Origin of the sequence: Candidatus Vesicomyosocius sp. SY067_SCS001 (assembly GCF_014706615.1) — a bacterium.
In the GTDB taxonomy this organism is placed as follows: domain Bacteria; phylum Pseudomonadota; class Gammaproteobacteria; order PS1; family Pseudothioglobaceae; genus Ruthia.
Map to the genome: position 1 here is coordinate 264,137 of NZ_CP054877.1, position 24,447 is coordinate 288,583.

Annotated in this window: 26 protein-coding genes; 15 read left to right on the forward strand and 11 right to left on the reverse strand. The window is 30.7% G+C overall.

Annotated elements, in window-relative coordinates; translation table 11 throughout:
• Positions 1-2: 2 nt before the first annotated feature.
• The 10 genes from trmD to HUW60_RS01340 all read left to right on the forward strand — a co-directional run bounded on the left by trmD (position 3) and on the right by HUW60_RS01340 (position 9,284).
• Positions 3-677 (forward strand): tRNA (guanosine(37)-N1)-methyltransferase TrmD, encoded by a 675-nt coding sequence (trmD, locus tag HUW60_RS01295; RefSeq protein WP_190600646.1) that lies wholly within the window; start codon positions 3-5, stop codon positions 675-677.
• A 134-nt stretch (positions 678-811) separates the two neighbouring features.
• Entirely contained in the window at positions 812-1,150 is a 339-nt protein-coding gene (locus HUW60_RS01300; RefSeq protein ID WP_011929661.1) for a P-II family nitrogen regulator, read from the forward strand.
• A 46-nt stretch (positions 1,151-1,196) separates the two neighbouring features.
• The gene (locus HUW60_RS01305) at positions 1,197-2,435 is read left to right on the forward strand and encodes an ammonium transporter (RefSeq protein ID WP_190600859.1); all 1,239 of its coding nucleotides are present in this window, start codon (positions 1,197-1,199) and stop codon (positions 2,433-2,435) included.
• Positions 2,436-2,548: 113 nt separating this feature from the next.
• On the forward strand, positions 2,549-3,439 hold the full coding sequence (gene dapA, locus HUW60_RS01310; RefSeq protein WP_190600647.1) for a 4-hydroxy-tetrahydrodipicolinate synthase: 891 nt from the start codon (positions 2,549-2,551) through the stop codon (positions 3,437-3,439).
• 2 nt (positions 3,440-3,441) lie between these two features.
• Entirely contained in the window at positions 3,442-4,575 is a 1,134-nt protein-coding gene (gene bamC, locus HUW60_RS01315) for an NlpB/DapX family lipoprotein (RefSeq protein WP_190600648.1), read from the forward strand.
• 10 nt (positions 4,576-4,585) lie between these two features.
• Positions 4,586-6,490 (forward strand): helix-hairpin-helix domain-containing protein, encoded by a 1,905-nt coding sequence (locus HUW60_RS01320; RefSeq protein ID WP_190600649.1) that lies wholly within the window; start codon positions 4,586-4,588, stop codon positions 6,488-6,490.
• Between the two features lie 268 nt (positions 6,491-6,758).
• Positions 6,759-7,106 carry a P-II family nitrogen regulator gene (locus HUW60_RS01325; protein WP_190600650.1) on the forward strand — a complete coding sequence of 116 codons (348 nt, stop codon included), beginning with the start codon at positions 6,759-6,761 and terminating at the stop codon, positions 7,104-7,106.
• A 472-nt stretch (positions 7,107-7,578) separates the two neighbouring features.
• Positions 7,579-7,845, forward strand: a complete 267-nt coding sequence (locus HUW60_RS04960; protein ID WP_238924504.1) for a TorF family putative porin — start codon at positions 7,579-7,581, stop codon at positions 7,843-7,845.
• A 414-nt stretch (positions 7,846-8,259) separates the two neighbouring features.
• Positions 8,260-8,700 carry a CBS domain-containing protein gene (locus tag HUW60_RS01335; RefSeq protein ID WP_190600651.1) on the forward strand — a complete coding sequence of 147 codons (441 nt, stop codon included), beginning with the start codon at positions 8,260-8,262 and terminating at the stop codon, positions 8,698-8,700.
• On the forward strand, positions 8,697-9,284 hold the full coding sequence (locus HUW60_RS01340; protein ID WP_190600652.1) for an ANTAR domain-containing response regulator: 588 nt from the start codon (positions 8,697-8,699) through the stop codon (positions 9,282-9,284). Before HUW60_RS01335 ends, HUW60_RS01340 begins: the two co-directional genes overlap by 4 nt.
• 94 nt (positions 9,285-9,378) lie before the next feature.
• Here the strand turns inward: HUW60_RS01340 and tatC are convergent, their stop codons facing one another.
• The 10 genes from tatC to HUW60_RS01390 form a co-directional block, all read right to left on the reverse strand.
• Positions 9,379-10,113 carry a twin-arginine translocase subunit TatC gene (gene tatC / locus HUW60_RS01345; RefSeq protein WP_238924505.1) on the reverse strand — a complete coding sequence of 245 codons (735 nt, stop codon included), beginning with the start codon at positions 10,111-10,113 and terminating at the stop codon, positions 9,379-9,381.
• Complete coding sequence (gene tatB / locus HUW60_RS01350) at positions 10,113-10,394, reverse strand: Sec-independent protein translocase protein TatB (protein WP_190600653.1); 282 nt, start codon at positions 10,392-10,394, stop codon at positions 10,113-10,115. Before tatB ends, tatC begins: the two co-directional genes overlap by 1 nt.
• 3 nt (positions 10,395-10,397) lie before the next feature.
• Entirely contained in the window at positions 10,398-10,607 is a 210-nt protein-coding gene (gene tatA / locus HUW60_RS01355) for a twin-arginine translocase TatA/TatE family subunit (protein WP_190600654.1), read from the reverse strand.
• Between the two features lie 16 nt (positions 10,608-10,623).
• Positions 10,624-10,941: a phosphoribosyl-ATP diphosphatase gene (locus HUW60_RS01360; protein ID WP_190600655.1), complete on the reverse strand. Its 318-nt coding sequence runs from the start codon at positions 10,939-10,941 to the stop codon at positions 10,624-10,626.
• Complete coding sequence (hisI, locus tag HUW60_RS01365) at positions 10,934-11,314, reverse strand: phosphoribosyl-AMP cyclohydrolase (RefSeq protein WP_190600656.1); 381 nt, start codon at positions 11,312-11,314, stop codon at positions 10,934-10,936. Before hisI ends, HUW60_RS01360 begins: the two co-directional genes overlap by 8 nt.
• Before the next feature lie 120 nt (positions 11,315-11,434).
• Positions 11,435-12,769 (reverse strand): glutathione-disulfide reductase, encoded by a 1,335-nt coding sequence (gene gorA, locus HUW60_RS01370; RefSeq protein ID WP_190600657.1) that lies wholly within the window; start codon positions 12,767-12,769, stop codon positions 11,435-11,437.
• A 439-nt stretch (positions 12,770-13,208) separates the two neighbouring features.
• Positions 13,209-13,592 (reverse strand): VOC family protein, encoded by a 384-nt coding sequence (locus tag HUW60_RS01375; RefSeq protein WP_190600658.1) that lies wholly within the window; start codon positions 13,590-13,592, stop codon positions 13,209-13,211.
• Between the two features lie 137 nt (positions 13,593-13,729).
• The gene (gene prfB / locus HUW60_RS01380) at positions 13,730-14,824 is read right to left on the reverse strand and encodes a peptide chain release factor 2 (protein ID WP_190600659.1); all 1,095 of its coding nucleotides are present in this window, start codon (positions 14,822-14,824) and stop codon (positions 13,730-13,732) included.
• Positions 14,825-14,895: 71 nt separating this feature from the next.
• Positions 14,896-15,156 carry a 30S ribosomal protein S15 gene (gene rpsO, locus HUW60_RS01385; RefSeq protein WP_190600660.1) on the reverse strand — a complete coding sequence of 87 codons (261 nt, stop codon included), beginning with the start codon at positions 15,154-15,156 and terminating at the stop codon, positions 14,896-14,898.
• A 55-nt stretch (positions 15,157-15,211) separates the two neighbouring features.
• Positions 15,212-16,108, reverse strand: a complete 897-nt coding sequence (locus HUW60_RS01390) for an LpxL/LpxP family acyltransferase (protein WP_190600661.1) — start codon at positions 16,106-16,108, stop codon at positions 15,212-15,214.
• A gap of 32 nt (positions 16,109-16,140) precedes the next feature.
• Between HUW60_RS01390 and dnaG the strand changes: the two genes are divergently transcribed.
• Positions 16,141-17,925 (forward strand): DNA primase, encoded by a 1,785-nt coding sequence (dnaG, locus tag HUW60_RS01395; RefSeq protein ID WP_190600662.1) that lies wholly within the window; start codon positions 16,141-16,143, stop codon positions 17,923-17,925.
• Positions 17,926-18,324: 399 nt separating this feature from the next.
• On the opposite strand, the gene rsmH is transcribed toward dnaG, so the two are convergent.
• Positions 18,325-19,248: a 16S rRNA (cytosine(1402)-N(4))-methyltransferase RsmH gene (rsmH, locus tag HUW60_RS01400; protein ID WP_190600861.1), complete on the reverse strand. Its 924-nt coding sequence runs from the start codon at positions 19,246-19,248 to the stop codon at positions 18,325-18,327.
• A gap of 568 nt (positions 19,249-19,816) precedes the next feature.
• Between rsmH and parC the strand changes: the two genes are divergently transcribed.
• The 4 genes from parC to HUW60_RS01420 all read left to right on the forward strand — a co-directional run bounded on the left by parC (position 19,817) and on the right by HUW60_RS01420 (position 24,385).
• Complete coding sequence (gene parC / locus HUW60_RS01405; RefSeq protein WP_190600663.1) at positions 19,817-22,054, forward strand: DNA topoisomerase IV subunit A; 2,238 nt, start codon at positions 19,817-19,819, stop codon at positions 22,052-22,054.
• Positions 22,055-22,155: 101 nt separating this feature from the next.
• Positions 22,156-22,533 (forward strand): 6-carboxytetrahydropterin synthase QueD, encoded by a 378-nt coding sequence (gene queD, locus HUW60_RS01410; protein ID WP_190600664.1) that lies wholly within the window; start codon positions 22,156-22,158, stop codon positions 22,531-22,533.
• Positions 22,530-23,324, forward strand: coding sequence for a GTP cyclohydrolase FolE2 (folE2, locus tag HUW60_RS01415; RefSeq protein ID WP_190600665.1), 795 nt, complete (start codon positions 22,530-22,532; stop codon positions 23,322-23,324). Before queD ends, folE2 begins: the two co-directional genes overlap by 4 nt.
• On the forward strand, positions 23,318-24,385 hold the full coding sequence (locus HUW60_RS01420; RefSeq protein ID WP_190600666.1) for a 3-deoxy-7-phosphoheptulonate synthase: 1,068 nt from the start codon (positions 23,318-23,320) through the stop codon (positions 24,383-24,385). Before folE2 ends, HUW60_RS01420 begins: the two co-directional genes overlap by 7 nt.
• Positions 24,386-24,447 lie beyond the last annotated feature (62 nt).

Genomic DNA, 24,447 nt, shown 5'->3' on the forward strand with positions numbered 1-24,447 from the left:
TCATGCGTTTTGATGTTATTACTTTATTTCCTAATATGTTTAATATCATTAAGAATGAAGGCGTTATCGCTAGAGCTATCAAAAAATCACAACTCTCAGTTCATATTTGGCAACTTAGAGATTTTAGCAATAACAAATATAAAAATATTGACGATAAACCTTATGGTGGTGGTGGAGGTATGGTAATGAAAGTCAAACCTATTCGTGACTGTATTCACAAAATCAAACAATCAAGTCCAAAAACTAAGATCATTTATCTATCACCACAGGGTCAGCCACTTAAGCATAAATTAACTAAAGAATTGTCCATGTTTGATGCAATTACTTTGTTATGTGGACGTTATGAAGGTGTGGATGAACGCATTATTAATCACGATATTGATATGGAAATATCTATTGGTGATTATATTATTAGCGGTGGCGAATTAGCAGCTATGGTTCTTATTGATACGGTTAGTCGGCAAATTCCAAATGTACTTGGTAATATTGACTCATTAAATGATTCCTTTACAAATAACTTGTTAGATTACCCAAATTATACGCGCCCTAAAATTATTGACAACCAAAAAGTTCCTGAAGTATTATTAAGTGGACATCAAGCTAATATTAATACTTGGAGAATAGAGCAATCCATTAAAACAACCAAAAGAAAACGTAAGGACCTTTTAAAAAATTAGTTTTATTTTGTTAGAAACAATAGTATGGTTATAGAATTAAGTTATTAGATACTATAGATTGTTGTTTATTTGGTAAATAATTTTTATAATCAGACGATATAATGCAATTTAATTACGATAAAAAGGAGAGAAATATGAAGTTTGTGACAGCAATTCTAAGACCGCATAAGTTAGACAGCGTTAGAGAGGCGTTATCTGAAGTTGGTGTATCTGGAGTAACAGTGACTGAAGTGAAAGGTTTTGGTCGTCAAAAAGGACATACTGAATTATATCGAGGAACAGAGTATCAAATTGATTTTTTGCCTAAAATTAAATTAGAAATTGCAATTGAGGCGAAAAAACTTGATGAAGTGATTGAAATGATTAGTAGTGTGACTAATTCTGGTAAGGTAGGCGATGGAAAAATTTTTGTTTCTAATTTAGATAAAGTGGTTCGTATTCGTACGGGCGAGACAGATAAAAACGCACTTTAAGAGGTTAGTAGTGAAGAAATTATTAGTAATATTGGCATACTTACCAATGAGTGTGTTTTCACAGGATATTAATGGTGCTGATACAGCCTGGATAATGACATCAACAGCCTTGGTGTTATTGATGACATTGCCAGGTTTGGCGTTATTTTATGGTGGTTTAGTTCGCACTAAAAACATTTTATCAGTGCTTATGCAATGTTTTACTATTGCAGGTATTGTGAGTATTTTGTGGTTTGTGGTAGGTTATTCGATTGCTTTTTCAGGTGATAGTCCTTACTTTGGTGATTTTTCTAATATATTTTTAATGAAAGTTAGCATAAACATGGTTAATAACTCAATTCCAGAATCTTTGTTTGTGATGTTTCAAATGACATTTGCTATTATTACACCTGCTTTGATTATTGGCGGTTATGCAGAAAGAATGAAATTTTCAGCTGTATTGTTGTTTAGTTCTATTTGGCTTTTAGTGGTTTATGCACCTATTACACATTGGGTGTGGGGCGGTGGTTGGTTAGGTAATATGCTTGATTATGCCGGGGGTACAGTTGTTCATATTACTGCGGGTATTGCTGCACTAGTAGCAGCTATTGTTTTAGGACCTAGAAAAGGTTTTTTAAAAAGACCTATACCACCCCATAATATGACTATGACTATTACAGGCGCAGCAATGCTTTGGGTTGGTTGGTTTGGATTTAATGGTGGTTCTGCTTTAGCAGTAGGAGGGGATGCAGCTATGGCTATTTTAGTAACACATATCTCGGCAGCAACAGGGGCGATTACGTGGATGTTTTACGAATGGATTAAGTTTGGTAGACCAACTGTATTAGGTACGGTAACAGGTATGGTTGCAGGTTTGGGAACAATTACACCAGCCTCTGGGTTTGTAGGCCCAGTAGGTGCTTTAGTCATTGGTTTTATTGCTGGTATTGTGTGTTTTAATGCGGTGATTATCATCAAACAAAAATTTAAAATTGACGATTCATTAGATGTATTTCCAGTACATGGTGTTGGTGGCATTATGGGCACTTTAATGGTAGGCTTTTTTGCTTCTAAAGAGTTGGGTATTTTTTCTGGACAAGGTGGTTGGGATCATGAAGCAGTTTTAATTTATGAGCAATTACAAATCCAATTTATAGGCGTGGTAGCAACGGTTATTTATACGGCTATTGCTACTTATATTATTCTTAAAATGGTGAATGTTATAACAGGCTTGAGAGTAAGTGAGGAGGAAGAACAACAAGGCTTAGATATTATTTCTCATGAAGAAAAAGGGTACGACTTATAAGTTAAGTTTGGTTTAATTAAACCTGCTAATTATTAAATCATTAGCAGGTTTTTATGTTGATAAAAACGGATTCGTATATAATTCACATTAATTAGTTTTATTAAATAGTTAAAGTGCATATAAATCATCCACTAACCGGCTCAATGGTTGCCTTAATTACCCCGATGTTTAATGATGGATCGATAGATTTTAGCGCGCTAAAATCATTGGTAGCATTTCATATTAATGCTGGTACTAAGGCGATTATTTCAATGGGAACTACAGGAGAAAGCGCAACACTTAATCAGGATGAGCATATTGAGGTGATACGAGCAACAGTTGAATTTGCAAACTCATGTATTCCAATAATTGCTGGTACTGGTGCAAATTCTACTTCTGAAGCTATTAAGCTTACTAGAGTGGCTAAAGAAATTGGTGCTGATGCTTGTCTTTTAGTTACGCCGTATTACAATAAGCCGACTCAAGAGGGATTGTATCAACATTATAAGTTGATTGCTGAAACGGTAGATATTTATCAAATTTTATATAATGTACCTAGTAGAACAGCAGTTGATCTTTCTGTAGAAACGGTAATTCGCTTATCCAATATTGATAATATCATTGGTATTAAAGATGCTACGGGTAATTTGAGCATCGCACAATCATTAATTGAGCAATGCTCGGATGACTTTTTGCTTTATAGTGGTGATGATGCAACAGCAGTTGAATTTATTTTGATGGGTGGGCATGGTGGTATTTCTGTAACTGCTAATGTTGCACCAAAGCAGGTGGCTTCTGCTTATCAATTTGCACTTGAGAATAAAAGAGAATTAGCAGAATTAACTAATGAGTCACTAATTGATTTACATCAACATTTATTTATTGAATCTAACCCAATACCTGTTAAGTGGGCAATGCATAAAATGGGAAAGTGTAATAATGGTATTCGTTTACCTTTAATGATGTTATCAAAACAAGCCAAAATAATATTAGAAAAAGATTTATCTAATTTAGGGATTTTATAATAATGGTAAATAGAGAATTAATAGTATTATTTTTGGTATTTTCTTTAGGTGGTTGTTTTTCTGTCGGTAATAAAGAAGGGCAAAAACAGAATGTAATAGGTGAGAGAGATGTTGAATATTATTCAAAGAAAATATTAACTTCTTTAGAGGTTCCGCCAGATTTAACCAAACCTAGTACTAAAAATTCTCTAAAGTTAAGCCAGTATGTTTCTAATTTTCAAGAAGATTTGGTTAATTTTCCTAAAAAAGATAGTTCAATTAAAAAGGTTTCAAATATTTTAAAAATACCTACTAATATTAAGGTGATTAAGTCTAATAGTCTTCGTTGGTTGGTGGTTGATAAAGAACCAGATGTAGTGTGGGAATTAGCTAAAAGTTTTTTTCAATTTCATGGTTTTGTTATTAAGAAGGCTAGTAAAAAGACTGGAATTATGGAGACTAATTTTTTAGAAAGCCATCCAGAAATTTCTAATAAATCTTTGGGATTTATTCGTTCTATGTTTAGAAAAGTAACAAAAATTAAATATACATTGCCAGTTGCTGATAAATATCGACTTCGTATTGAGCCGATTGATGATAATAAATCTGAAGTTTATCTATCATTAAGTTCAATGAAAGAAGTGCTGACTAATAAAGGAGGTGATGATGAAAATACCATTTGGCAGGCTCAATCTAAAGATCCAATATTAGAAACAGAAATGCTTTATAGATTAATGATTTTTTTAGGTAGTGACCATGTTCTTGCTAAAAAAAAAATTATTGCTGCTAGAGAGCAACAAAGATTAACTGTTGCAGTTGCTAAAGGCGTTGGTGGTTATGCTAAGTTGGTTTTTCCATTAACCCAATATGAAACTTGGAGTAGTGTAAGTTGGGCTTTAGATCAAATTGGGGCTGATATTGAAGATAAAGATATTAAAGAGGGTAGTTTCTATATTAATTTTGCTAAAGAAGAAGATAAAAGTATATTGTCACGATTATTTAGTAAAAGTGTAATTATAGAATCTTTTCAAATTATTGTTAGACAAGTTGATAGTAATATAACAGAAGTTTATTTTAATGATTTATCTGAAGAAAACAAACAAACAATAATTGACTTTAGTTATCAATTTTTAGGCGATATTGCCAAACAGTTTTAGTTAAACGATGATGCTGTCACAAAATATTATTGATAAGCTTATTCGACAAGATATATTGGTAGATGAGTTGTTAGATGAAGAATTAGCTCTATTTTGTCAAATAGCTAATCTAGCTTATCGATCTGGAAAGCCTATTATTAGCAACGAAGATTATGATTTTATTTATCTTGCTACTCTTAAAAATAAAGAACCTAATAATCCGTTACTTAAATCTATAGAACCAGAAGGACGGGCTTTTGCTGAGGAAAAAGTTTTATTACCAGAGTTAATGCTTTCTATTGATAAAGCATATTCATGGAATGAAATGAGTAAATGGATAGAACGATTAGAAAAATCAGCTATGCTGATTGGATTGAATTTGAATACTATTCAAATTAAAGCCACTCCTAAATTGGACGGTTTTGCTGGATTTGATGATGGCAATCGACTTTACACACGTGGCGATGGTAAAAAAGGTAGTGATATTTCCAGAGTATTCAAGCGAGGCTTGTGTGTTTTTAATGATTCTGGGCGTGGACTTGGTGCGGGTGAAATTGTGGTTAAGAAAAGTTATTTTGAAAAATATTTAGCGCATAGTTTTGAATATCCACGTAACTTTCAATCTAGTCTTATTAAAGAAAAAGCTTTAGATGAACAAGCTCAAAAGGCTATTATCGACAAAGGGGCTTTATTTGTTCCGTTTATTAAGTTGCCTATTTGGTCAGGTTCTGTAACTGAATTGCTTGCTAAATTTGAAGAAATTGTTACCCAAGTATTGATAATGGTAGATTTTGATGTAGATGGTGTAGTTTTTGAAGTGATTAATATTGATTTAAAAATACAAATGGGCGCTAATCGAAAATTTCATCGCTGGCAAATTGCTTTTAAGGAAAATAAAGATATTGTACAAGTTAAGGTTCTTAGTGTGATACCTCAAGTGGGACGTAGTGGAAAAATCACTCCAGTTGCAGAGGTAGAACCTACTTTATTAAGTGGTGCAACCATTGTACGTGTAACAGGTCATCATTATGGGTTGGTTAAAGAACAAGGTTTGGGTATAGGTAGTGTAGTTGAGTTAACACGTTCTGGGTTGGTTATTCCTAAAATTATATCCGTGTTAAAGCCAATGCCTGTTGATATTCCTGATAATTGTCTAAGTTGTGGTAGCCCACTTGTTTGGGAGTCAGATTTTTTAGTATGTGTTAATCATAAAAATTGTCCCGCTCAAATTATTGGAAGAATTACCTATTTTTTTAAAGTATTAGCTAATAATGATGGTTTTGGCATTGCTACTATTGAAAAACTATATGCACATAATATTAGGTTAGTTTCACAAATTTATACTCTAAATGTAGAACGTTTAATGGCAATAGGATTTGGTGAAAAAATCAGTATAAATCTTATTAGTCAGCTAAGTCGTTCTATTAGCGAGAAAATTGAAGACTGGCGTTTTTTAGCAGCATTTGGCATGCATAGAATGGGCTTGGGTAATTGTGAAAATCTTTTAAAGTCCTATCGGTTGAATGATATTTTTGATTTAACTTTAGAGCAAATAACCAATATAGATGGTTTTGCTGAATTAACAGCAAAAGTTATTATACAAGAATTAGCTTCTATTGTTGATGAATATAATCAAATATATCAGTATCACTTTAATTTAGATACAACTAAATTTACTAAAGATTTACAAACATTAATACATGAATTATTTGATAAAAGAATTGTATTCACTGGTAAGATGAGCATATCAAGATATGAAATGAAAAAGTATGCTAAATCAGTTGGTATTAAAGTTTCAACTACTATTAATACCAAAATAGATTATTTGGTTATTGGAAAGAGAGTTGGGCAAAAGAAAATACAAGATGCTGAAAATTTAGGTATAGTAGTTATAACTGAAGCTGATTATTTATCTAAAATAACCATGCAACAATAAGTATGAGCAGTTTTTATGATATGATTTTGTTATTTTTAATAAAGAATTTTTCTTTTTATGGTTGTAATTGTTGTAGTTAATGTCTAAAGACGGTGTTTAATAAAGGAAACAGGCATCTATTTAGATTTCTTGTAAAATGAATTTTAGATAGACGTCTTTTTGTCAGTTTAATTATGTAGTTGAAAGACATTTATGTTAATCATTCAGTTTGTATTGTTTATAAGCATAATGACTAGATTTTTTCGTTTTTAAAAAAAGGAGAAATTAAATGAAAATGGTAACAGCAATTATTAAACCATTTAAGCTTGAAAATGTTAGAGAAGCACTTTCTGAAATTGGTATTTCAGGCATCACAGCTACAGAAGTAAAAGGATTTGGTCGCCAGAAAGGACATACTGAACTTTACCGTGGTGCAGAATATACTGTAGATTTTTTACCCAAAGTTAAACTAGAAATTGCTATTGTAGCAGATCAAGTGGATAGTGTAGTTAAGGTTATTAGTACCGCTGCTAAATCAGGAGATGAAGGCAAGATTGGTGATGGAAAAATATTTGTTTCATCATTAGAGCAAGTACTTCGTATTCGTACGGGTGAAACTGGTTCAATAGCATTATAAGAAGGAAGGATTGAAATTACATTAATAATGTAATTTAGTTGTATAGATAGCTGATGATTTTTTGATATTATAAATATGATTAATTTGTAGTAAAAATATTTTTCTATTTACAATTGATTTGTATGATTATATCTAATACCTTACTAGAAGGTATTAGAATTTTTACTTTCAGGTTTTATGGTTTTTAGTAATATTACTAACCAATAATAACGTGTATTTGAGTGTTTAGAATGAAATTAATGTTTAAATGAGTGATGGATACTCGAAAGTTTTTAAAGAGTAAAATTTGTTATATGGTTAATGTTTCAGAATTTGTTTTATAGTTACATTCTATTTTTTTACAAAATAAAAGTAACAAATAACGCAAATAAAATAATCGATTTTAGTTTTTATTTTATTAAATTAAAACGAGGAAAGATATGAAAATATAATAATAATAATATTATTATTATTAATTTCAATATTTAATTCAGTGTCTTTATCTGAAGCTAAAATTCAATCAGTAGTCAGTGCTAATATTACTATTGCTAATGATTATGTTTGGCGTGGTAAAATTCAAACCAATGATAATAAATTTGTTCAGATTGGTTTTAATTATGATGTTGTCAACAGTGAGGTATTAGGTATTTTGAGTTCTAATGTTATAAACGGTGCTGAGGTTAATTACTATATTTCTTATTTAGGTGAGGTAGTAGATATTGATTATAGTTATTCAGAAGATACTATTTTAACTGTTTGAACTTCGATGAAATTTATATTGGATTGTTCTATAGTGATTTAGGCTTCACTTATTATGTATGTAATGGTAAAAATACTTAAAGTAGGTAATTACGTTGAAGCTAGTTATAATAATAACAGTATTAATAATATAGATTATTCATTGACTGTTGGCAAGTATCTTGAAGTAGTGACAGACGATAGTAATGATTATAGGGTATATGGAATTAGTCTTGGAAGATCTTATAAAGAATTAGAATTTACAATTAAGAGTTGCTAAGAATATTTTTCTCATAATATCTTTAATGAGAAAAGTACAGCATTTAGTATCAGTAAGTTACTTTAAATTCCACTTTTACTCTAAAAATACCAATTTTAGTTATGATTGGTTGTTTTTAACGGTAGAATACAATCTTTTTGATTAAGGATAATTGTTATGCAAGTTCAAGATATTATGTCAACAAATGTAAAAACAGTTACTCCTGATCAGCTAGTCAAAGATATTGCTATTATCATGGTAATGGATCACATTAGTGGCGCACCAGTGGTAGATGTTAATAATACTTTAGTTGGTATTATTTCTGAAAAAGATATTTTACAACATATGTTTCCAAAATTAGATGAGGTGATGAGTGATACGCACTTTGATTTCGAAAATATGGAGCATAATTACAAAGACACAATGAATGTTAGGGTAGGTGAATTAATGACTAAAGAGGTTGCTAGTATTGATTTAAATATGCCTTGTCTTAAGGCTGCATCAACTATGTGGCTTAAAAATTTTAGAAGAATCCCTATAACTCATAATAATAAATTAGTTGGTATTGTTAGTATTGGTGATGTGCATAGGGCTATTTTTAAATCACGTATTAAGTGAATATTGCTTTAAAAATTATCTTAGTTGATAAAAATACAGGGCGTTCAGCTATGTTGCGTAGAGCCTTACAAGATAAAGGTCACGAAGTGATTTGTCGTATGAGTGATAGTTCGAATTTACAAGATAGCAATGAAATGACGCATGCAGATGTGTTAATTGTTAATGCAGATATTCCTGATGAACAAGTATTTGCAAATTTGATAGATATTAATAAAACAAAACCTAAGCCTATCGTGATGTTTACCAAGGAATCAAACTCTGAGATGGCTAATTCTGCTATCAAATCTGGTGTAAATGCTTATATTGTTGATGGACTTGAAGAGAATAGGGTGCAGCCTATTATTGATGTAGCAATTGCTAGATTTAGAGAGTTCCAAGCACTTAAAGATGAGTTAGATGCTACTCGTAATCAACTTTCAGAGAGAAAGAAAGTTGAGAAAGCTAAAGGCTTGTTAATGCAACATAATAAGGATATTAATGAAGGTGAAGCTTATCAATCGTTACGTAAAATGGCTATGAATAAAAATAAGCGTATTGTTGATGTGGCTGAAAGCGTGATTAATGCTTTTGAATTGTTAGAGTAAAGTTATATTAACTTTTATTTAGTTTTTATTTCAATCGTTATTATCTGATACTTTTTCTTATTTTGAATTGATTTTGTTAGAATTTTTAGGATAGTTAATAGATACTTCTTGTTTGTTTTTGTTTAAATAAAGGGGAAAAAATAAGACCTGCTTCAAATAATAACCAAATTGGAATGGCGATTAAAGTTTGAGAGATGATATCAGGAGGTGTTAACAACATGCCTAGAATAAAAGCACCAATAATGATATAAGGACGGTTGTTTTTTAATTTTTCAACTGTTGTTATTTCAAATATGATAAGAAGAATTGTAGCAATTGGTACTTCAAAGGCTACACCAAAAGCAAAAGAAACTTTGAGAACAAAGTCTAGATAGTATTGAATATCTGGGGTAAAGTCGACAATATTGGGTCCTATGCTAGATAGGAAACCAAATATAACAGGAAAAACAATATAAAAAGAAAATAACAATCCTGCATAAAACAAAATAGTTGTGGAGACAACTAATGGCAAAATCATTTGTCTTTCGTGTTTGTAAAGTGCAGGTGCAATAAATGACCACATTTTGTATAAAAGATAGGGCATAGCTACATAGACAGATATAATAAGAGACATTTTTAATGGTGTTAAAAATGGTGATATAATACCGATAGCAATAATATTAGTATCTTGAGGTAAAACTCGAATAATAGGCGCTGCAATAAAGCTATAAACCTCATTAGCAAATGGGAAAATACTCATAAAAATAACTAAAATAACAATAACTGAGTGCAATAGAATATTTCGAAGTTCAACTAAATGTTGAACAAAAGTCATTTCTTTATTGATCATTATTTTTGATCAATGTTGTTTTTAATGTCATTTAAAGTATTTTTTGTGTCATCAAGAACTTCTAAAATATTAGATTTTTTATCCATAGAGTCCAAGTGTTTTTTTAGTTTTTCTATTTCAAGTTCATCACTAATATCATCTTGAATATTGATAATAAAACGCTTTACTTTGCCAATATAAGTGCCTACTTCTTTAGCAATTTCAGGCATGCGTTTTGGACCAACTATAATTAATGTAATAATACCAATTAAGGAAAACTCCCAAAAGCCAACATCAAACATATTTTATTTTTCTTGTTTTATTTCTTTTTTAATGATTTTAGCTTCAACAATATCGTCTTTTTCGTTAATACTATCTGTTGATTCCTTCATGGCTTTTTTAAATCCTTTAATTGCATTACCTAAATCACCACCAATATCTTTTAATCGTTTCCCACCAAAAAGAAGTAGTACGATTACTAAAATGATAATCAATTCAAATGGCCCTGGCATCATAGTTTTCTCCCATTATTCAGTTGTTTCTGTTGGCTTTTTCTTTCAAACCAGACAAGCCAAATCGTCTGGATAATTCATTTGTTATTTTCTCTACTTTTATTTGTTTAAAACGCAATAATACTAAAGTATGAAACCAAAGATCAGCTATTTCGTAAATGATTTTATCATTTGAACCATCTTTAGTTGCCATAATTACCTCATCAGATTCTTCAGAAATTTTTTTTAAAATTTCATATATGCCTTTATTATATAAAGATGCAACATAAGATTCGTCTGATTTAGCAGACTTTCTTTGCTCTAAAATTTGCTCTAATTTTATTAGTATTTCATTCATAAATATCTCTTGGATTTTTTATCATATTAGTTATTATTTTCCAATTTTTTTTATCCAGTTGTTGAAAGAAACATGACATTCTACCTGTATGGCAAGAAATACCTCCAACTTGTTCAATTTTGAGTAGAATAACATCATTATCACAATCTGTAAAAATTTCTTTAATATGTTGTACATGCCCAGACTCTTCGCCTTTGAACCAAATTTTTTGACGTGATCTAGAATAATAAACCGCCTGTTGTTTCTTAATAGTTAGCCTTAAAGACTCTTGATTCATCCAAGCAAGCATTAAAACTTCTCCTGTTTTAAAATCTTGAGAAATGGCAGGTATTAAACCTTTTTCGTTAAATTTTATTTGCTTTAATTCGCTCATTCTTTGAGAATCTCAAATATTATTCCACTTAATTTTACTGCTAGATGATAGTCTTTGTATAAGATAATTTATTTTATGTTTTTATTAAGTATTGAGAAATTTGCAAATTTAGATAATTTTTTATAATCTCATAGTGACTAATTCTTCTGCGCTAGTAGGATGGATAGCGATTGTATCATCAAATTGAGTTTTAGTTGCACCCATCTTGATAGCTACTGCGAATCCTTGTAGCATTTCATCAATACCGTGACCCATTAGATGACAACCAACAATTTTCTCATCATTATCCACACAGACTAATTTTAAAACTGTTGTGGTTTGATGATTAAGTAGGGCATCAGACATTGGAATAAACTCTGACTTATAAATTTTTACTTTGTTAAATTTTTTATTAGCTTGTGTTTCAGTTAAGCCAATTGTACCAATTGGTGGATGTGAAAATACTACTGTAGCAATATTATTATAGTCTAGATGTCTATTGATCATATTGTTGTAAAGTCTATCAGATAGTCTTCTACCAGCTGCGATTGCTACGGGCGTAAGTGGTGTTTGAGGTGTGGCATCACCAAGTGCAAAGATAGTATCAATATTTGTAGCTTGGAATTTATTTGTTGGAATGAATCCTTTTTGGTCGTATTTCACGCCTACATTGTCTAGACCTAAATATTTTGTTATTGGATTTCTACCAACCGCCCAAATAATAGTGTCAAATCCAGAAAATCCACCTTTATTGGTAATAATAGTTTTATCTTTTAAAATTTTTTTAATTTGAGTGTTATGATGAATAGTGATCCCATGGTTTAAATAATCTTTATTAAGTGCATTTTGAATCATGTGGTCAAAACCCCGTAATAATTTATCTGCTCTATTGAAAATAGCTACTTTACTGCCTAGTGAATTTAGCATGCCAGCTAGTTCAATTCCAATATAACCACTACCGATTACAGCTACTTTTTTTGGTAATTCTTCTAGTGTAAAAAAACCATTAGAAGTAATTCCATATTTAGCACCTTCAATATTGGGTACAGATGGTTCTCCGCCAGGGGAAAGTACGATATGATGAGCTGTGTATTGTTTGTCATTAACAGATATTGTATTTTTGTTAACTAATTTTCCAAAGCCATGAATATAATCAATTCCTAGCTTTTCTAAATGCTCTTTATACCAATTAGTGATACTTTCGATGTAATTATCTCGTTTTGTCTTGAGTTTTTTCCAAGAAAATCCTTTCTGTTCAACATCAAATCCAAAACCTTCGGAATTTTTAATGATTGTTCCAGTATTTGCAGCAAACCACATGATTTTTTTAGGTACGCAACCTGTGTTAACACAGGTACCACCAATCGTTTTTACTTCAATAACTAGGCATTTTTTTCCATATTCTGCTGCACGTTCTATAACAGATAGTCCACCACTACCAGCACCAATGACAATCATATCATAATCTTTATTCATTATTATCCTTTAAGTAGAGACTGCATTTTTTATTAAATTTTTAGAGTGTAATAGGTTTTGAATAAACAAATATCATTATTAATTCTTTATCAAAATCCATAATTATTCGCTTAATTCATTCTAATGCTATTATAGCATGTTCTTTATTGCTCATTGTTGAGTACCGAAATGGCTGATAATTCATTATCTTGATGTTGATTATACCTAATCTATTGACCTTAATTATTCCACAAAATATATAATTACTTTGCGCATAGCCTTAGTTTCTTGGCAGTAATTCTAAAGTTATTTTAGTTTTTCTGCTATTATTAATGAATAGATTATGTAGCCTATTGATAGATTTTTAGTTATTTGTTAGTTAAATAATTTAATAAGCCATTTAGTTGTCTTTTGGTATTAATAGTTGTTATTAGTAATATTTTATTTTTTCTCTTGTGAATTAGATAATGAAATTAACTTCAACTGTTATATTTTCTGGACCTTTTAAAAATATTTGTTTAGTATTTAAATCAGGTATAAATTTTTCATAAAAACTAATTTCTAACTTATTAACATGTTTGATGAAAATTGGATAATCATCTCTGACTAAAGCAATATGATCAAGTAAGTTATTGTAATTGTTAGTTCTTAGTGATAATTTATCCTTTTTACTAAGAATATGAATAATTGCTTCTTGCTTGTTTTTTGGTGAATATAACCAATAACCTGGAAAGATAAAATATGGTCTAAATCCTTTTTCTAGACCAATAACTTCTGTAAAGAAAATAGAAACAGTATTAATATTGTTACATCTTAGGGCAATATGGCTAAATTTTATATTCATCTTTTTGATATCTAGTTTTTAATAAAAACCCATGTTACATATATAAAATATGTTATTGTCAACTAGATATATAATTAAACTGTAAGGGCTAACGGTTAATGGAAAAAATTATTTTCTTGTTAGAAAAATAAATAAAGTTATAATCTAGATTTTAAACTAGCTTCCATAAATTTGTCTAAATTACCCTCTAAAATATTTTGTGTATTGGAAGATTCGATACCAGTACGTAAGTCCTTAACTCTTGATTGGTCTAGTATATAAGAGCGAATTTGATGTCCCCAACTTATGTCAGACTTGCTTTGTTCTAAACTTTGTTTTTCAGTATTACGTTTTTGTATTTCTAATTTGTACAGTTTAGATTGTAATTGTTTAATAGCTTGGTTTTTATTAGCATGTTGCGAGCGTCCATTTTGACATTGTACAACGGTATTGGTGGGTAAATGTGTAATACGTACAGCTGATTCAGTTTTATTAACGTGTTGACCCCCTGCACCACTTGCACGATAAGTGTCAATACGTAAATCTGATGGGTTGATATCGATGTCAATATTATTATCTATTTCAGGGGAGACAAATACGGAGCAAAATGAAGTATGCCGTTTCCCGTTAGCATTAAAAGGGGATTTTCTAACTAAGCGGTGTATGCCAATTTCTGTGCGTAACCAGCCAAATGCATATTCACCTTTAAAGTGAATAGTTGCGGATTTAATCCCAGCAACTTCTCCTGCTGATATTTCCATGATTTTAATCTTGAAGTTGTGTTTCTCACCCCAGCGTAGGTACATACGTAACACCATTTCTGCCCAATCTTGGGCCTCTGTCCCGCCTGATCCAGATTGAATGTCTAAGTAGGCAGAATTGACATCTAAATCGCCACTAAACATACGTTTAAATTCAAGTTTTTCAATTGAAGATTGGACGGTATCTAAATCATTAATGATGCCATTTGCCGTTTCAGTATCATTTTCTATTTGAGCTAAGTTTAGTAGTTCTTTTGCATCTTCTAAAATATCATTCATCTGTTCAAAGGTTTGGCAAATTGATATTAATTTCGATTTTTCTTGTCCTAAAGATTGTGCCTGATTAGGATTTTTCCAGATATTTGGATCTTCCATTTCCAGTAAAATCTCTTCTAGGCGATATTGTTTCTTTTTTAGATTTAAATGTATAGATAGAGTACTTGAACATTTCTTCAAATCTTCAATTCTTTGATAGGTTGGTGATAACTCCATGGAGGTATTGATTTAGCAGATATAAAAAATCCTTAAATTTGGAGGACTTACATTCTGTAAGTATTATTACATTATTTTCTAAGTCCTAGATGGGAAATTAATTTTGAATAAGCAGTTTTGTTATTACTTCTAAGGTAGGTTAGTAATTTTTTGCGTTGAGAGACTAAATGTAGAAGTCCTCTTCTTGAATGGTGATCTTTTTTATGAGTTTTAAAATGCTTAGTTAGATGTTTAATGCGAGCTGTTAATAAGGCGACTTGTACATTGGTTGAACCAGTATCACCAATTTTACTCTGATATTCTTTAATAATTTTTTGGAAATTAATCGACATAATAAAAATTTTTAAAATAAGAAATAAAGAGTAATTATACACTTTTTTAAAAAAGTTAATAAAAAGATGACTCATTATTTGGCTTGGTTTTAAAGCGCCTGTGAATCCATAAATACTGCTCTGGTGCTTTTAAAATTTGTTGTTGTAATATTTGATTAGTTAATTGTGCATTTTGTTGGCTATTAGTGATAGGATAATTTGTCAAGGCAGGAGAAAACTCTAGTGTATAAGTTGTGTATTGACGAGTAAAGGATAAAGGAATAACAACCGTATTATCAATACTGGCTAGTTTTTCTGTGGCTTTTATGGTAGCGGTTTGTATATTAAAAAAAGGCGCAAATATGCTAATTTTAATGCCTAAATCTTGGTCATGTGTGTACCAAATTGGCAAGCCTGATTTTAAGACTCGTATTAAAGTTTTTGTATCTTTTGCTTTAATCATAGTGCTACCATGTCGGGTGAATATTTTTTGCATTTGGTTGTCAAATAAAGCATTATTTTGTGGACGGTAAACATCTGCAAAATCAAAGTTTTGCAGCAATATTCTACCAGCAAGCATCATTGTCGTAAAATGTCCTACGAGTAAAATAATATTTTGTTGTTGATCTAGGGCATTTTGCAAAATTTTAGCACCTTTAATATGATAGCATTGCTTGAGTTTTTTATCGTTTAAATAAAAGCAATTTGCGGTTTCAAATAAACCAATACCAAGTGCTTCAAAGTGTTGTTTGACTAGTTTTTTTACTTGATCTTTGTTTTTCTCAGGAAAACATTTTGTGAGATTAATAAAAGCAATTTTTCTAAATCTACTTAGAAGTGAATATAGATTTTTACCTATTATTTTGCCTATTGCTAACTGAATTTTAAGTGGTAATTTAGCGCTTAATTTCATCAAACCAATTAAAGTCCAAGTTGGTATAAATTTAGGATGAAAAAATTTTGTCTTTGTCATTAAAATATAACTTTAAATTTTGATTATGAAAAATGCCATTTATTAACGCAGATTTTAAAGATGATCTACCTAGTCGTGTAGATATTGTTGACATAATTAATCAACGTGTTCCACTTAAAAAGGTTGGTAAAGATTACAAGGCATGTTGCCCATTTCATAATGAAAAAACTCCATCATTTATTGTCTCAGCTGAGAAACAAATATACAAATGTTTTGGTTGTGGAGATGTCAATGGCGTTATTGGCTTTGTTATGAAGTTTGATAATTTAGGTCTAGTTGAGGCGATAGAGACCATTGCTAGCGAGTCAGGTATTAGTGTAGTGTATGACAATAATGTCAAACCGATAGATACAAGATTAATTCGTTATTTCGACTTAATGCAACGAGTTAGCCAGTTTTATATTCAGCAATTAAAGCAATCTCTTGCAAAAAATAAGGCAGTTAGTTATGTTAAATATAGAGGTATTAGCGGTAAAATTGCCAAGCGTTTTGAGTTGGGTTTTGCACCACCCAATAGTAATTTACTATTTGGATTTGATAAAGGTTCTCAAGATATTACTGATTTAAAAGTGATGGGATTGTTAGGTGATAACCAATATCGTTCAGGAAGATACTATGATCTTTTTACAGATCGTCTTATGTTTCCTATTCATAATAATAAAGGCAATATTATTGCTTTTGGTGGTCGTTCGTGTAATAACAACTTTAAGGCAAAATATTTAAATTCACCTGAAACACCTATTTTTTCAAAATCAAAAGAACTTTATGGTTTGTATCATATGCGTAAATATTCACGTTCAATTGATTATATTTTAGTAGTAGAGGGTTATATGGATGTGATCTCTCTTCATCAAGCGGGTATATCACAAGTAGTTGCTACTTTAGGTACAGTAACTACGGTAGAACATTTAAATATTCTATTTCGCACAACAAATACTATTATTTTTTGTTTTGATGGCGATAAGGCAGGGGAAAAAGCTGCTTGGCGAGCATTAAATATTACTTTGCCAGTAATTAAGGCAGGTATAACTGTTAAATTTTTATTTTTACCAGATAAAGAAGATCCAGATACTTTGGTTAAAAAAGAATCAAGCCAAGCGTTTATAAAACGTATTGAGAATGCTCAATTTTTGAGTAAATTTTTGTTTAGCCATATCAAGACAGAAGTGGATTTTAATACGATTGAAGGAAAAACCTTATTTTTAGAAAGAGTATCAATATTACTTGGAAAAATAAATTATGAAACTTACCAGCATCAGTTGTTAGAAGGTTTGGCAGGTGAAGTTAATCAAAGCGTTGAACAAATTAAATCTATATTAGAGCGACAAGATATGTCAATTAAACCAAATATATTTGACATATCGAAAAATTATGAAGCACCACCTATATCTGATTTTTATGATAGTTATGAAAAGTACCCAGCACTAATGTCAGCTCCCTTGATAAGTAATAACTCATTAATAGATCAAATGATTGGTTTATTATTAAATTATCCAACCATTGTTGATAAAACGGTAATGTTAAGAGTGAGAAAAATTAATAATGCAGATATATTGCAAAAGTTAGCTAGCTTGGTTTTATTACAAGAAGACATTACTTTGGAGACTATGGTAGAACAATTTCCACAGAAAGAACAACAATTGCTTAATTTATATTATAAGAAAAGAGTTTTGAAAAATTATGATTATAAGGATGAATTTTTGGATGCTTTGCTAAAGATTGAGGAAAGACAAAAAGATAAAATTGCTTTATTAATTACAAATGAAGCAGAATATACAAAAAGTTTACAAGCAAGAAAAGGCAAACTTAAAAGTTAGTTTTTCATGTTTAATTTGATTGATTCGTTATTGGTTAAAATATATTCCATTTTATCTGTAAATACTATATCTGCTGAAATTTGATCCTTTTAACTCCTATTATTGAAGATTAGGTATAACATATTGAGATAATATATTTTGGATTTTAACAGTTATAAAAATACTAAAAATACTTAACAAAACCTTGTTTTTGCTAATAATTTTGTACCTATACTAGTATTAATATTTTATAGAGTTTTGAATTTAATCTCACTACTACTATTTGTTTATGTAAAGCAATTAATTGATGATTTTTTTGCTTTTATGCGCTTTAACCGATTATATAAGAAGTATATGATATGTACTAATAAATGGTTAAAATATTAATATAACTATTCTTAGCATTTGTATAATATCAAGTTAGTTTTTACTTGCTACTCGTAAAACTGCACTACGAGCGCGTTTATTATTTTTAATTTCTACTTTGCTGGTAAGGTATTTGCCTAAATCTTTTAGATAAGTTTTTTTAATTTCATGTTCAACAATAGGCAAACCTTTTGGCAAAGTTTTTTGTCGTGAATTTTTTTGAATAAAACGTTTAACAATACGATCTTCAATTGAGTGAAAACTAATAATAGACAGTCTTCCATTTTTGCTTAGAATGTCTTTGGATTGTTCCAATGCACTTATAAGTTGTTCAAGCTCTTGGTTGATGAAAATACGTATAGCTTGGAAAGTACGTGTAGCAGGATGCTTGTTTTTTTGCTTTTTGACCACTTTACTAACAATATTTGCAAGTTCTAAAGTAGTTTCTAATACGTGATTTTTCTGGTATTTTTTTATTTTACTAGCAATATGACGTGATTTTCTTTCATTGCTAAATTGATAAATAACATTAGCAATTTCTTCTTCATTGGCTGATCTTAGCCATTGAGTAGCACTCATTCCCGTAGTTTGATTCATTCGCATATCTAGTGGACCATCAATTCTAAAACTAAAACCACGTTGTGCATTTTCTAACTGAGGGGATGAAACCCCAAGATCAATTAAAATACCGTCAATCCTACCTATTAATCCTTGCTTGGTTATGATAGATAGCATTTTAGAAAATGCACTATGGATAAGAGTGAGACGATTATCAGTTAAATTTTTATTAGCATATTCAATGGCATTAATGTCTTGGTCAAAGGCAATTAATCTTCCTTTTTTACTTAATCTGTTCAATATACCCTGAGCATGACCCCCTCGCCCAAAAGTTGCATCAATATAAATACCATCTATTTTTATATTAAGCGCACACATTGACTCACTGAACATCACAGATTGGTGATGTTCAGGCATTATTGTGATAATTGGGTAATTTTATTGGATTTTTTCATTAAGTGTATTAAAACAATCAAATTGTTTATTCCAAGTATTTTTATTCCTATACCTGCCAAATCTTTTAATGGATATAACAACCAATATCTTGATTGAATCAATTTTGTCAATTTGTATTTGGTGATGCATTGGTATTTTTACCTTTTTTAGCATCAACTTATATTTTTTTATTTATTTGTCTAATATATTAGACATACTGGTCTTTTCTATTATAAAGCAACATTCTTAATTATATTAGGTAATATTGTATATTATATTATTTTTAGATACTATCTGTTTATATTTTGATATTGTTAAGCCAATAATTTAAACTTTTAAGTCTTTTTCTGTGGATGATATTTTGTTAAATCTGTAAAATAATTGAGTTCTTATTCATGGTTTATAATAAAAACAAATCAAACGATTTTTATGTTTTGAGGTTTTTGCTAAATTTATACTAGGTGAGATATAAGCGCTTTTAATTTTATCTTTTGACTATAAAGAGTTGAATTAAAATACATTATTATATTGTATCTATCTTTAGTGTTATCAAATGAATCAAATTAACTTTGAACAACAAAGTATTGCCCAGTTTAGTGAGCGTGCTTATCTTGATTATTCAATGTATGTTATTCTTGACCGTGCATTGCCTTTTATTGGAGATGGTTTAAAACCAGTACAAAGACGTATTATTTATGCGATGAGTGAACTTGGTTTGAAATCTACAGCAAACTTTAAAAAATCAGCCCGTACAGTCGGTGATGTTCTTGGTAAATTTCATCCACATGGCGATAGTGCTTGTTATGAGTCAATGGTGTTGATGGCACAAAAGTTTTCTTATCGTTATCCATTTATTGACGGGCAGGGAAATTGGGGGGCACCAGATGACCCTAAATCATTTGCGGCAATGCGCTATACTGAATCAAAATTGTCTCGTTATGCGGATCTATTATTATTAGAAATTAATCAAGGTACGGTTAATTGGATGGATAATTTTGATGGTTCGCTTCAAGAACCTAAAAATTTGCCTGCACAAGTACCTAACTTGTTACTAAATGGTGCTTCTGGTATTGCTGTAGGTATGGCAACTGATATACCACCACATAATTTAATCGAAGTAGTAAGTGCCTGTATTGTCCTATTAGATAAGCCATTTATTGATTTAGATGATATCATGCAGATTATTAAAGCGCCTGATTATCCTACTAATGCTGATATTATATCCTCATCTGCAGATCTTAGACAGATTTATGATACAGGATATGGATCGGTTAAAATGCGTGCTGTTTATCAAAAAGAAAAAGGTAGTGTTGTTATTGAGGCATTGCCTTTTCAAATATCTGGTGCTAAGGTAATTGCACAAATTGTAGTACAAATGCGTGCAAAAAAACTGCCTTTAGTGAATGATATTAGAGATGAATCAGACCATAAAAATCCAACGCGTATTGTCATTATTTTACGTTCTAGTCGAGTTGATGTTGATGTATTAATGTTACACTTGTTCGCTACAACTGAGCTTGAGAAAAATTATCGTGTTAATATGAATGTGATTGGTTTGGATGGTAAGCCGCGTGTTCTACCACTAATTCCTATGCTTAAAGAATGGTTAAGATACAGAATACAAGTTGTGACTAATCGGTTAACCTGTCGTTTTGATAAAATTATTGTGCGGTTACATATTTTAAAAGGTTTGTTAATTGCTTTTTTAAATATTAACGAAGTAATTACTGTTATTCGTGAGTATGATAAGCCTAAACCAGTGTTAATCAATCATTTTAAATTGAATACTATTCAAGCAGAGGCAATTTTAGAGCTAAAATTACGCCATCTTGCAAAATTAGAAGAAGTTAGGATTCGAACTGAACAACAAGAGTTAGTATTAGAAAGAAAACAATTAAAGTTATTACTTTCAAGTAATTCACGTCTTAAGAGTTTGATTAAAAAAGAACTAAAGATCATTATTAAAGATTTTGGCGATGAGCGTAGATCTAACATTAAAAGTAATGTAAACGTTGCTCAAGCTTTTAGTGAGGATAATTTAGTGCTTGCTGAGAATGTCACTGTTGTTCTTAGTAATAAAGGTTGGGTACGTCGTATGAAAGGTCATGATATCGATCCAACCACACTTAATTATAAGGCAGGCGATAGTTATTTGACTAGTGTGAAAGGTAAAAGTAACAAGATGGTAATTTTTATTGATTCAACAGGTAGATCATATTCATTACTTGCTCATTCATTATCTAGTACACGAGGACAAGGAGAGCCATTAACAGGAAAATTGAGCCCCCCTTCAGGGGCTCAATTTGTTGATATTATTATGGGTAAAACGAGTCAAAATATTTTGTTGTCTTCTGATATAGGGTATGGTTTTATTGCTACTATTGATGATTTACTGTCTTCAAGACAAACCGGAAAAGTTTTTCTTTCTTTGTCTAAAGGCGCGCAATTGATGCGGGTTATTAATGTAGATGATGTAGATAATCAGTTGGTTGCATTAGCAACCAATCGAGGGCGTTTATTAGTATTCTCAATATCTGAATTGCCTATACTATCCAAAGGTAAAGGAAACAAGTTAATTCAAATTCCTGTCAATAGTGCTAAGACTATACAAGAATTTGTGGTAAGTGTTTGCACTTTGTTTGAAACTCAACAATTAAGAGTTAATGCAGGCAAGCATTATTTAACCATTAAGTCTCAAATTTTAAATAATTATATAAGCAATAGAGCGCGTCGTGGAAAGCTTTTGCCAAAAGGTTATCAGAATGTTTCCTCCATTAAGGTAATTGATTAAATCAAAATATTTTGTATAAGTTAATAATTTCCCTATCAATCGAGTGTGTAATTATCAGCAGATAATAGGTATAATCATTGTTTTTACCAATTTTTCCGAAAATGTTCGTCCTAAAAATTGTTACCGATTTTGCATCAGCTCATTCACTTAGGAATTATCAGGGTGATTGTTCGCGTCTGCATGGTCATAATTGGCAAGTTGAAGTAATGGTCGGTTCTAAAGAATTGAATAACAATGGTATTGTTATTGATTTTAGAGATATTAAAAAACAAACTAAGATTGTTGTGAAACGTCTAGATCATCAATATTTGAATAAGATAGTTCCTTTTGATAAACTCAATCCTACTTCAGAAAACTTAGCAAAATATTTCTTTGATGAAGTAGGGCTACTAATTAATATGAATGATGTCAAGGTCAAGGCAGTGACTATTTGGGAAACATCTAGAGTATCTGCCACTTATTCCCAAGGAGATTTATGAGCGCAACTCATTTACCTGATACACAAAGTAATGCCGATACTCGTCATATTATTATTGACAAAGTTGGCATTAAAGATATTATTCATCCTATTACTTATATTGATTGTGATGGCAATAAAATGCCTACAATAGGCATGTTTACTATGACAGTATCTTTACCAGAACACGTTAAAGGTACGCATATGTCGCGTTTTATTGAGATTTTAAATGAAAGTTCTTGTGAGTTTAGTGCACATAATTTTGATCAAATTATTGACAAAGTAAGAGAAAAACTTGAGTCAGATACTGCACACATTACGCTCAACTTTCCTTTTTTTAGGAAGAAAGAAGCTCCGTCTTCAGGAGTTAAGTCAATGATGGATTATCAAGTGACTTTATATGGTACGTTAAATAAAGGTGAGGTACAAGTAATGATAAAAGTTGTGGTGCCTGTCACCAGTTTATGTCCTTGTTCAAAGAGTATTTCTAAATATGGAGCGCATAATCAACGTTCACATATTACTATTAAAGCTAAAGTTTCTAAAGGAAGCACTTTACATATAGAAGATTTAATTGATTTGGCTGAGCGAAAAGCTTCGTGTGAACTTTATGCACTTCTTAAAAGAGATGATGAAAAAATGGTAACTGAAAGAGCATATGATAACCCTGCATTTGTTGAGGATTTAGTACGTGATATTGCAGTTGATTTAAATGCAGATGACAAAATTAGTTATTATTGCCTTGAGTCGGAAAATTTTGAATCGATTCATAACCATTCAGCTTATGCACTTATTGAAAATCTAAAATGCTAAAAAGAATCTTAACTAAAATTAGTAATATTCGCATCACTAAAGCGGAATCTATTACACCGCCGATAGGATTTATTAAAAAATATCCAGTCAAGAAGTCACAATCTAATTTTATTATCGACTCAAGAAAAACTATCGCCAATATTATCTCTGGTAAGGATAAGCGTTTATTGGTTGTGGTTGGACCTTGTTCCATTCATGACTCAAAAGCTGCTCGAGATTATGCATATCGATTATTAGAAATAAAAAAAGAATTAGATCGGGATTTATTTATTATCATGCGTGTTTATTTTGAAAAACCACGTACTACGATTGGTTGGAAAGGACTCATATATGACCCTGATTTAAACAATAGTTTTGATATGGAAAAGGGTTTTGATTTAGCTCGAAGCCTGTTATTAGATTTGTCAAAAATAGGCATGCCAAGCGCAACAGAATATCTTGATTTAATTACCCCACAATATATATCTGATTTAATTTCATGGGGTGCAATTGGTGCACGAACAACCGAAAGTCAAACCCACCGAGAATTAGCGTCTGGTTTATCTTGTCCAGTAGGATTTAAAAATGGTACAAACGGTAACATACAAATTGCCATTGATGCAATTATATCGGCTTCAAGTACACATATGTTTTGGTCAATTAATAAGAAAGGAGTGGCAAATCGCTACACTACTATGGGTAATTTAAATTGTCATATTATCCTTCGTGGTGCTGCTGATGGACCTAACTATAGTAAGCAGAGTATTGATAACGCCACTAAACAATTAATAAATGATGGATTATTAGGCAGAGTTATGATTGATTTTTCTCATGCTAATAGTAAGAAAAATTTTAAAAATCAGATGCTAGTGGGTGATGAAATTGCTAAGCAATTGAGTTCAGGTTCAAATAAGATTTTTGGTGTGATGATTGAGTCTAATATTAATGAAGGTGCTCAAGCAGTAGGTGAGTTGAATTCGTTAGAATATGGTATTAGTATTACTGATAGTTGTCTTGGATGGCAAGATACTGAAAAACTTCTTAAAATATTATCGTCATCAGTTCAAGCAAGAAATACGTAGTTTTAAGTTATGATATCTTATTTTTTTTGATAGAAAGTTTTGTGTAATAAAATCAATATTTG

What these genes read in the sequence shown, in the direction of transcription:
- trmD (WP_190600646.1), top strand. Translation starts at nt 3, where the DNA reads ATGCGTTTTGATGTTATTACTTTATTTCCTAATATGTTTAATATCATT.
- HUW60_RS01300 (WP_011929661.1), top strand. Translation starts at nt 812, where the DNA reads ATGAAGTTTGTGACAGCAATTCTAAGACCGCATAAGTTAGACAGCGTT.
- HUW60_RS01305 (WP_190600859.1), top strand. Translation starts at nt 1,197, where the DNA reads ATGAGTGTGTTTTCACAGGATATTAATGGTGCTGATACAGCCTGGATA.
- bamC (WP_190600648.1), top strand. Translation starts at nt 3,442, where the DNA reads ATGGTAAATAGAGAATTAATAGTATTATTTTTGGTATTTTCTTTAGGT.
- HUW60_RS01320 (WP_190600649.1), top strand. Translation starts at nt 4,586, where the DNA reads ATGCTGTCACAAAATATTATTGATAAGCTTATTCGACAAGATATATTG.
- HUW60_RS01325 (WP_190600650.1), top strand. Translation starts at nt 6,759, where the DNA reads ATGAAAATGGTAACAGCAATTATTAAACCATTTAAGCTTGAAAATGTT.
- HUW60_RS01335 (WP_190600651.1), top strand. Translation starts at nt 8,260, where the DNA reads ATGCAAGTTCAAGATATTATGTCAACAAATGTAAAAACAGTTACTCCT.
- tatC (WP_238924505.1), bottom strand. Translation starts at nt 10,113, where the DNA reads ATGATCAATAAAGAAATGACTTTTGTTCAACATTTAGTTGAACTTCGA.
- tatB (WP_190600653.1), bottom strand. Translation starts at nt 10,394, where the DNA reads ATGTTTGATGTTGGCTTTTGGGAGTTTTCCTTAATTGGTATTATTACA.
- tatA (WP_190600654.1), bottom strand. Translation starts at nt 10,607, where the DNA reads ATGATGCCAGGGCCATTTGAATTGATTATCATTTTAGTAATCGTACTA.
- HUW60_RS01360 (WP_190600655.1), bottom strand. Translation starts at nt 10,941, where the DNA reads ATGAATGAAATACTAATAAAATTAGAGCAAATTTTAGAGCAAAGAAAG.
- hisI (WP_190600656.1), bottom strand. Translation starts at nt 11,314, where the DNA reads ATGAGCGAATTAAAGCAAATAAAATTTAACGAAAAAGGTTTAATACCT.
- gorA (WP_190600657.1), bottom strand. Translation starts at nt 12,769, where the DNA reads ATGAATAAAGATTATGATATGATTGTCATTGGTGCTGGTAGTGGTGGA.
- HUW60_RS01375 (WP_190600658.1), bottom strand. Translation starts at nt 13,592, where the DNA reads ATGAATATAAAATTTAGCCATATTGCCCTAAGATGTAACAATATTAAT.
- prfB (WP_190600659.1), bottom strand. Translation starts at nt 14,824, where the DNA reads ATGGAGTTATCACCAACCTATCAAAGAATTGAAGATTTGAAGAAATGT.
- rpsO (WP_190600660.1), bottom strand. Translation starts at nt 15,156, where the DNA reads ATGTCGATTAATTTCCAAAAAATTATTAAAGAATATCAGAGTAAAATT.
- HUW60_RS01390 (WP_190600661.1), bottom strand. Translation starts at nt 16,108, where the DNA reads ATGACAAAGACAAAATTTTTTCATCCTAAATTTATACCAACTTGGACT.
- dnaG (WP_190600662.1), top strand. Translation starts at nt 16,141, where the DNA reads ATGCCATTTATTAACGCAGATTTTAAAGATGATCTACCTAGTCGTGTA.
- parC (WP_190600663.1), top strand. Translation starts at nt 19,817, where the DNA reads ATGAATCAAATTAACTTTGAACAACAAAGTATTGCCCAGTTTAGTGAG.
- queD (WP_190600664.1), top strand. Translation starts at nt 22,156, where the DNA reads ATGTTCGTCCTAAAAATTGTTACCGATTTTGCATCAGCTCATTCACTT.
- folE2 (WP_190600665.1), top strand. Translation starts at nt 22,530, where the DNA reads ATGAGCGCAACTCATTTACCTGATACACAAAGTAATGCCGATACTCGT.
- HUW60_RS01420 (WP_190600666.1), top strand. Translation starts at nt 23,318, where the DNA reads ATGCTAAAAAGAATCTTAACTAAAATTAGTAATATTCGCATCACTAAA.